At 70.2% G+C, this 8,320-nt stretch carries 7 protein-coding genes and 1 pseudogene; 7 read left to right on the top strand and 1 reads right to left on the bottom strand.

Annotation, left to right across the window (positions count from 1 at the left end):
• The 6 genes from G6048_RS45070 to G6048_RS45045 form a co-directional block, all read left to right on the top strand.
• The coding region (locus tag G6048_RS45070) for a subtilase-type protease inhibitor (protein WP_165345412.1) at positions 1 to 355 on the top strand (355 nt) is incomplete at its 5' end.
• A gap of 437 nt (positions 356 to 792) precedes the next feature.
• Positions 793 to 1,647: an ABC transporter permease gene (locus G6048_RS45065; RefSeq protein ID WP_165345413.1), complete on the top strand. Its 855-nt coding sequence runs from the start codon at positions 793 to 795 to the stop codon at positions 1,645 to 1,647.
• Complete coding sequence (locus G6048_RS45060; RefSeq protein ID WP_165345411.1) at positions 1,644 to 2,531, top strand: carbohydrate ABC transporter permease; 888 nt, start codon at positions 1,644 to 1,646, stop codon at positions 2,529 to 2,531. Before G6048_RS45065 ends, G6048_RS45060 begins: the two co-directional genes overlap by 4 nt.
• 67 nt (positions 2,532 to 2,598) lie before the next feature.
• Positions 2,599 to 4,257, top strand: coding sequence for an extracellular solute-binding protein (locus G6048_RS45055; RefSeq protein WP_165345410.1), 1,659 nt, complete (start codon positions 2,599 to 2,601; stop codon positions 4,255 to 4,257).
• Between the two features lie 62 nt (positions 4,258 to 4,319).
• A complete protein-coding gene (locus G6048_RS45050) occupies positions 4,320 to 5,444 on the top strand; it encodes a LacI family DNA-binding transcriptional regulator (RefSeq protein WP_165345409.1) in 1,125 nt (374 codons plus the stop codon).
• Positions 5,441 to 7,417, top strand: coding sequence for a DUF2264 domain-containing protein (locus G6048_RS45045; protein WP_165345408.1), 1,977 nt, complete (start codon positions 5,441 to 5,443; stop codon positions 7,415 to 7,417). Before G6048_RS45050 ends, G6048_RS45045 begins: the two co-directional genes overlap by 4 nt.
• Here G6048_RS45045 and G6048_RS45040 read toward each other — a convergent pair.
• Complete coding sequence (locus G6048_RS45040) at positions 7,338 to 7,778, bottom strand: STAS domain-containing protein (protein ID WP_165345407.1); 441 nt, start codon at positions 7,776 to 7,778, stop codon at positions 7,338 to 7,340. The two genes, G6048_RS45045 and G6048_RS45040, sit on opposite strands and share 80 nt — an antisense overlap.
• Positions 7,779 to 7,987: 209 nt before the next feature.
• On the opposite strand from G6048_RS45040, the pseudogene G6048_RS45035 reads away from it, so the two are divergent.
• Positions 7,988 to 8,320 (top strand): annotated as a pseudogene (locus G6048_RS45035) (hypothetical protein); the annotation flags it as partial.

The raw sequence follows: 8,320 nt of genomic DNA, 5'->3' as shown, positions 1-8,320 counted from the left end.
CCCCGAGCCCGCCGCCCCATCCACCCTCTACGCTCCCTCGGCCCTGCTGCTCACCGTGGGCCGCGGCGAGAGCGCGACCGCCACCACCGCGGACCGCGCGGTCACCCTGGCCTGCGCGCCGGCCGCCTCGGGCACGCACCCGGCCGCGGCCCGGGCCTGCGCCGAACTGCGTGCGTCCGGCGGGGACTTCGACACCCTGGCCGGCAGAGGCAAGGGCATGTGCACTCGCGAGTACCGGCCTGTGGTCGTCACGGTCGACGGCGTCTGGCAGGGCCGCCGTATCTCCTACGAGCGCACCTTCGCGAACGAGTGCGTGAAGAACAACTCCCAGGGGAGAGCCGTCTTCACGTTCTGAGAGACCGGGATCGCCGCGGCGCCCGCGGACCTCGACCCGGGGCCCGTAGCTGGGGAGTGCGTGCCCTGTCGCGGACGCCACGCGATCTCGCCCCGGGGGTCGGCAGGGACGGAGTGGGGCCGTCCTGCCGACCCCCGGCATCTGCGTATGTGGATCTGCTCATCTCCCTCCTAAAACGTTTTCAGTAATCCATGCAGGTCGGAGCGCAAGCCGCGCCAAGTCCCAACAACCAGCTGTGCCGGAACTGTTGACCCCGCGTTGGAAACGTTTTAATTTCTCCGCACCCCGACAGCCAGAGGTGAGGAGGCTCCGTGGCCGCGGTGTTGCGGGAGCGCACGGGCAAGGAGGCGGTGAGTCCTTCTCGCCGTCGTCCGCCTGACGCGCGTACGAAGCGAAAAGGTTTCCACGCCCGCAGAAGCCGGACCTTGTTCCTGCTGATGCTGCCCGGGCTCGGATACTTCCTCGTGTTCCACTACGGCGCGCTGGTGGGCAACGTCATCGCGTTCAAGGACTACGTGCCCTTCGACGGCATCTGGGGCAGCCCGTGGGTCGGCCTGGAGAACTTCCAGCGGATGTTCCAGGACACCGCGTTCTGGGACGCGGTCCTCAACACCCTCTGGATCGCGGTCCTGCAGATCGTCTTCTACTTCCCCGTGCCACTCGCGCTCGCGCTGCTCCTGCACACCCTCACCTGGAGCACCGTCCGGCGTTTCGTGCAGTCGGTGGCGTATCTGCCGCACTTCATCTCATGGGTGATCGTCGTCGCCCTGTTCCAGCAGGTCCTCGGCGACACCGGCCTGGTGAACAGCTACCTCGGCGACGCCGGGCTGAGCACCGTCGACATCATCGGCAACCCGGACGCCTTCAAGCCGCTCACCGTCGCCCAGGTGATCTGGAAGGACGCCGGCTGGGGCACGATCATCTTCCTCGCCGCGCTCTCCCAGGTCGACGAGCAGCAGTACGAGGCCTCCGCCATCGACGGCGCCGGACCCTGGCGGCGCTTCTGGCACGTCACGCTGCCCGCGATCCGCCCGGTGATCGTCCTGCTGCTCATCATGCGGCTCGGCGACATCCTGTCCGTCGGCTTCGAGCAGATGCTGCTCCAGCGCGACGCGGTCGGCCCGGAGGCCGCCGAGATCATCGACACCTTCGTCTACTACCAGGGCATCGTCGGCGGCGACTACGGATTCGCCGCGGCGGCGGGCCTGTTCAAGGGCGTCATCGGCGCCCTCCTCGTCTACGCGGCCAACAAGGTCGCCCACCGCCTCGGCGAACAGGGGGTCTACAAGTGAGCGCCCACGTCCGGCCCGGCTGGATGGAGAAGCCGAAGCCGCTCACCCAGGCCGCGAAAGCGGTGGCCCTGGCCGCCGTCGTCCTGTTGGTCTGCGTGCCCTTTCTGGTCATCGTGTCGACCTCGCTGGCCTCGCAGCGCGAGGTGGTCGAGGGCGGCGGCTGGGTGCTGTGGCCGCAGGAGCCGACCCTCAAGGCGTACCAGGACATCCTCGACGGCGGCATCGTCACCCACGCCCTCGGCGTGAGCGCGGGCGTCACCGTCGTCGGCACCCTGGTCAGCCTCGCTTGCACGGTGACCCTCGCCTACGCCCTGTCCCGGCCCGGCGTCTTCGGCGGCAAACCCGTACTACTGCTGGTGCTGTTCACCTTCCTCTTCCCGCCGGGCATGATCCCCAGCTTCCTGGTGGTCAAGGAACTCGGGCTGCTCGACTCGTACCCCTCGCTGGTCCTGCCGGTGCTGGTGAACGTCTTCAACCTGGTCGTGCTGCGCGGCTTCTTCCAGGGCATCCCCGAGGAGTTGTACGAGGCCGCGCGCCTCGACGGGGCGGGGGACTGGCGTGTGCTGTGGTCGGTGGTGCTTCCGCTGTCGAAGGCGGCACTCGCGGTCGTCGGCCTGTTCTACGCGGTGGCGTACTGGAACTCCTGGTTCTACGCCTCGCTCTACCTGGAGAGCGAGCACTGGCCGCTCCAACAGGTGCTGCGTACCTATGTGGTGGCCGGTACGGATCTCACCGACACGGCCACGAGTGAGGGAACGGTCAACGCTCCGCAGACCGTGCAGATGGCGGTGCTGGTGATCGCCACCGTGCCGATCTTGCTCGTGTACCCCTTCCTGCAGAAGTACTTCACCAAGGGCGTACTCACGGGCGCCATCAAGAGCTGAGCGCTCCGCTCGGCCGTCCAGAGCCAGTCGTCCAGAGCCAGTCGTCAAGAGCTGGGAGAGAACACCTATGTCCGGAACCCCGCTGTCCCGCCGTGCCCTGATGCGTACCGCCGCCGTAGGGAGTCTCGCGCTCGCCGCTCCGGCCGCCCTGTCCGCCTGCTCCACGGAGTCCGGTGATGACGGGGTCTCCAACGCGGGCAAGAAGCTGGCGCCCTGGCCCACGTACAAGGCCTTCTCAGGGCCCAAGCCAGACCTCGCGCCTACTGCGGAAGGAGTCCAGCCCGGCTACACCTCCTACCCGTCCGACCTGGCGAAGTCGGTCTCCCGCACTCCCGGGGACGGGTCCACGGTCAAGGTGATGACCATCAGCTTCGGCGTGCCCCCGAAGGGGCGGGGGGAGAACCGGTTCTGGCAGGCCGTGGAGAAGGCCCTCGGCGTGAAGATCGAGTACACGGTCATCTCGCAGCCCGACTACCAGAAGAAGATGGCCACGGTGATGGCCGGGGACCCGGGTGAACTCCCGGACATCATCAACATCTTCTCCGGGTTCGCACTGCCGCGCGAAGCCCAGTTCGTGCAGCGTCGCGCCGAGGACCTCACACCGTTTCTCTCCGGGGACGCGGTCGCCGACTACCCGAACCTGGCGAACATCCCCACCGAGGCCTGGCGCGACATGGGGCGCATCGGCGGCCGTATCTACGGCATTCCCCTGGAACGTCCGCTGCCCGGCTCCACGCTCTGGCTCAACCAGGAGTCCTTCGCGGCCGCCGGCATGAGGGAGGGCTGGACGGACCAGGACTTCGCGGCGGTCGCCAAGAAGGGCACGGGCGGGAAGAAGTACGCCCTGGGGGCGGCGGAAGGGTCCGTGTTCGGCGACGGTTTCCACTCCGCGGCGCACGGCGTCCACGCGCGGGGCTGGTCGGTGAAGAAGGACGGTACGTTCCTCCCGTCCGCGGCCGACGAGCGGTACAAGCAGATGCTCGACTTCCAGCTCCGGCTGCGCAAGGCGGGCTCCTACCACCCCGACGCGACCTCCAGCGCACAGCCCGAGATGATCGACCTCTACTACAACGGGACGGTCGGCTCCATACAGGACGGCTTCGGCGGTTACCTCCCCAAGTTCCTTGAGAAAGGCCGGGAGTTCACACCGGCGCCGGCCCTTCCGTACGGCGCGGGCGGGGAGCCCGGAGGCATCGTCGGGGCACGCCGCTCGTTCGGCTACACGATCCTCAAGAAGGCGAAGAAGGAGCGGATCCAGCTGTTGCTGCGCGTACTCGACTATCTTGCGGCGCCGTTCGGCAGCAAGGAGTGGGAACTCGTCCACTACGGCCTGGAAGGCACCCACTTCACCCGGGCCAAGGACGGCTCGCCCGAGCCCAACGACCTGGGCCAGGTCGAGAACAACACCAACCTGCCGCTGAAGTACCTGGCCGAAGGACCCCAGGTGCTGTTCGTGCCCGGCATGCCCGACGCGGTGAAGGCCCTGCACGCCTGGCAAGTGAAGACCGTCCCGCACGCCATCCGCAATGCCTCCTACGGACTCCAGTCCCGGACGTTCACCTCCCAGGGCACCACCCTCGAGACGCTCCTCAAGGACACCGCCACCGGGATCATCGCCGGACGCAAGCCGCTGTCCGAGTGGGACGCGGCGGTCAAGACGTGGCGTCAGCGAGGTGGCGACAGAATGGCCGAGGAATTCGCCGAGGACTACGCCGCCAACACATGAGGCGGCAGGTGGCATGGAGCGGCAGGTCACGGGCGAAGTGAACCAGAGGAACGGGGAACGACATGGCGGCAAAGGGGCGGGTCACGATCCGCGAGGTGGCCGAGCGGGCGGGCGTGTCCGTGGCCACGGTCTCGCGGGTGCTCAGCGGCAACTACCCGGTCCCGTCGGCCACCCGTAACCGGGTGATGCGTGCGGCGCGCGCGCTCGACTACGTGGCCAACGCGCACGCCCGCGCCCTGGTCGGCGGCGGCCGCAAGATGGTCGCCGTCGTCCTGCGCCAGGTCACCAGCCCCTTCTACGCGCAGGTCGCCGAGGGTGTCGAGGCGGAGGCGGCCGAGCGCGGCTGGCTCTGCGTGGTCGGCGCCACGGCCGGGGACCCGCAGCGGGAGATGGACTTCGTGCAGCTCATGCGCGAGGAGGGCGCCCGGCTGGTGATCCTGGTCGGCGGAGTCGTCGAGGACGACGCCTACCGGGAGCGAGTCGCGCACTACGCGCACGCCCTCGACGCGTCCGGTGCGCGGCTCGTGCTGTGCGGGCGACCCGCACCCGACCCCGACCTCCCCGCGCTGGTCGTCGAGTTCGACAACGAGGCCGGCGCCCGCGCCATCACCGGCCACCTGCTGTCCGCGGGCCACCGCCGCATCGCCTTCCTCGGCGGGCTGCCCGGCAACACGGCCCTCGACGCGCGCGTCGCCGGATACCGTGCCGCGCTCGCCGAGCACGGACTGCCGCCCGAGGCCGCACATGTCGTCGACTGCGGGCTCGGCCGGGCGGCGGGCCACCGCGCGATGACCGAACTCCTCAAGAACACAGAAGACACAGGAGCCGTAGAGGTCACAGGGATCACAGGGGGCACAGGGGGGTTCACGGCTGTGTTCGCCGGGGACGACATGGTCGCCGCCGGCGCCCTGCGGGCCATCGCCGACGCCGGGCTGCGCGTGCCCGACGACATTTCCGTCGTCGGCTACAACGACATCCCGCTCGCCGAGGACTTCAGCCCACCGCTCACCACCGTGCGCACCCCCGCCGAGGAACTCGGCCGGGCCGCCGTGCGCATCGCCCTGCGCGACCCCGAGCACGCCGCGGGCGCCCACCATCTGCTCGGCACCCACATCGTCGTACGCGACAGCGTCTCGCCGCCCCGCCGGGGCGCGCCCCCAAGTGACGGAGGATCCGCCCCCGTATGACCGCGCCGCATGTGTCGCTCCCCGACCCGACGCACCTTCCCCGCCTTCCTCACCTTCCGCAGCTGCCGCTCCTCGACCCCATCGGCTCGCCCGTCACCGGCTGGACCCGCGCGCACTGGGAGACGATCGCCGACCGCCTGCTGGACGGTCTGCTGCCGTACGCGTCAAAGAAGTTGGCGCACTACCGGCTGCCCGGCCGGGCCGGCCACTCCGGCGACTGGTCGGACGGGCTGGAGGGATATGCGCGCTCCTTCCTGCTCGCCGCCTTTCGCATCGCCGGCTCCGGCGGACAGGTCTCCGAAGCCCTGATCGAGCGGTACACGGCCGGGCTCGCCGCGGGCACCGAACCGAACGGCTCCGACCGCTGGCCGCCCATCACCGACCGGTCCCAGCCGATGGTTGAGGCCGCGTCCATCGCGATCGCCCTGCACGAGAGCCGCCCCTGGATCTGGGACAAGCTCGACGACCCGGTACGCCAGCGGGTGGCCGACTGGCTCGGCGGCTTCGTCGGCGCCCGGGCGAACGACTCCAACTGGCGGCTCTTCCAGGTCATCACGGAGGAGTTCCTCGCCTCCGTGGACGCCCCGCACAGCCGGGCCGACATCGACGGAGGACTCGCGCGACTGGAGGACTGGTACCGGGGCGGCGGCTGGTACACCGACGGGGACGGCCGCAAGTTCGACTACTACAACGCCTGGGCCCTGCACCTGTATCCGGTCCTGTGGGCCCGCATGGCCGGACCGCGCGCGGACCCGGCCCTGGTCACCGCCCATCGCTCCCGCCTGCGCGAATTCCTGGGCGTGTACCAGTACTTCTTCGGCTCCGACGGTGCTCCCATCCACCAAGGCCGCTCGCTGACGTACCGCTTCGCGACGGTCGCCCCGCTGTGGGCCGGAGCGCTCGCGGACGCGACCCCACTGCCGCCGGGCCGCACCCGGCGCCTGGCCTCCGGCGCGCTGAAGCACTTCGCGGAGCACCAAGTGCCCGACGAGCGGGGGCTGTTGAGCCTGGGCTGGTACCGGCCCTTCCTCCCCGTCACCCAGCGGTACTCGGGGCCCGCCTCGCCGTACTGGGCGAGCAAGGCGTTCCTCGGCCTGCTGCTGCCCGCCGACCATCCCGTGTGGACGGCGCCCGAGGAGCCCGGCCCGGTGGACACCGCCGACGCGACCCTCGCCCTGCCCGCCCCCGGCTGGCTGCTGCACTCGACGGCGGCCGACGGCATCGTACGGCTGGTCAACCACGGCAGCGTCCGCCTGCCCCCGCCCCCGGCCGAGGCGGACGACAGCCCGCACTACGCGAAGTTCGCCTACGCGAGCGCGGCGGCCCCCGACACCCCACCGGGCGATCCCGGAATCGGCCCCGACAACCACATCGCGCTCCTCACGGCGGACGGCACGGCAGCCTCCCCGCGGGGCCGGATCCATCCCCTGGGCGCGAGCGGACGGCACGCGGCGTCCTGGCACCGCGCCGTCCTCCCGAACACCAACGAGGGGCACCGCATCGAGACGACCAGCGTGGTGCACGGCCCCTGGGAGGTACGGGTCCATCGCGTCGAAGGGCCGCACGGAGCGGTCGTACGCGAAGGGGGGTGGGCGGTGGCCGACGACAGCGGGCCCCTGGAGGAGGCCACGGGGGACGGCTGGGCGCTGGCGCGGCGGCCGGGGGACGGGCTGACGAGCGCGATCGTCGCGCTGCACGGGTGGGAGGCGGCCGATGGCGCGGTTGCTCAGGCCCAGGGTGCCAACGCCTATGGCGAGTACTCGGCCACCCCTTGCCTCGGCCTGTCCGCTCACCCGGGCCGCACCCACCTCCTCGTCACCCTCGCAGTCCTCAGCGCCGATCCCGAACTACCCTGCGAACCAAGGGAGTTGCGGAGGCAGGCGGACGCCCGGGTCACTCCTGAGGGCAAGGTGCTGATCCGCTTTCCGGACGGCACTCAGGAGGAAGTTCCGCAAGCGGCGGGAAGCGGCTGAGGAGCCCCGAGACGCGCAACAGCCGGTGGACAAGGGGCTGATTGGAGACGAGACGCAGGTTGCCGCCGCGCTCCTTCGCACGGCTCTCGGCCCGGCACAGCACCCGCAGCCCCGAGCAGTCGAGGAAGTCGACGCACCGCAGGTCCACCAGGACCTGCGGCTCGGGACGGGCGGTCGCGGCGTCCAGGTGCTCGGTCAGGGCGTCGACCGCCGCCATGTCGATCTCGCCCCGCACCACGACCACGGTGAACACACCACTCAGCCGGCTTTCGGCGTACGCGTTCACCGGGGGGAGACCGGAGTAGTACGCCGTACTGCCCTCGGGCGGTGCGGCGGCGCGGTCTTCGGCTTCCGGCGGCATGTCGGCTCCACCTCGTGCAGGGGAGGGGGCACTTGATCTGGGCCATTACCCGGGTTGGCCGGTAACCATCCCCGCCACGCCGACCGTAAGATCCAATGTCACACGAACTGATGAATCTCGGGCGTGACCATTGACTTTGAGGGTCAGGTTGCCGGCGTCACACTGATCACCCCTCCCGAGGGGACGCGCTTAATGCATATCATGCGCAGGTGCGTAATTACTGCATTAGGACGGCCGGCCCCGACGACCTGGACGGCGCGCGGTCCGTCATGCTCGACACCGTCTACCGCGACTTCGGAACCGGGTACGTACCGCGCTGGCACCGCGACATCATCGACCTCGAGCACGCCTATGTCGCGCCCGCCCGGCACACACTCCTGGTCGCGGTCGACGAGCGGGACGGCACGGTCGTCGCGACCGGCGCACTCGACTCCCGCGGACCCGCCCATCCGCCCAACGCCAGCACATACGACGCGTACTGCTGCCCTTCACGGGCCTGCTGCTGGCGATGGGCATGCACGCCCTCTGGAACGGCTCGTCGG

This window comes from Streptomyces ureilyticus, assembly GCF_011045025.1.
Taxonomy (GTDB): Bacteria; Actinomycetota; Actinomycetes; order Streptomycetales; family Streptomycetaceae; genus Streptomyces; species Streptomyces ureilyticus.
This window is presented reverse-complemented; position numbering and strand designations above follow the sequence as displayed.

Excerpts from the sequence above, each read along its gene's own strand:
- G6048_RS45065 (WP_165345413.1), top strand. The coding sequence starts at position 793 with ATGCTGCCCGGGCTCGGATACTTCCTCGTGTTCCACTACGGCGCGCTG.
- G6048_RS45055 (WP_165345410.1), top strand. The coding sequence starts at position 2,599 with ATGTCCGGAACCCCGCTGTCCCGCCGTGCCCTGATGCGTACCGCCGCC.
- G6048_RS45050 (WP_165345409.1), top strand. The coding sequence starts at position 4,320 with ATGGCGGCAAAGGGGCGGGTCACGATCCGCGAGGTGGCCGAGCGGGCG.
- G6048_RS45045 (WP_165345408.1), top strand. The coding sequence starts at position 5,441 with ATGACCGCGCCGCATGTGTCGCTCCCCGACCCGACGCACCTTCCCCGC.
- G6048_RS45040 (WP_165345407.1), bottom strand. The coding sequence starts at position 7,778 with ATGCCGCCGGAAGCCGAAGACCGCGCCGCCGCACCGCCCGAGGGCAGT.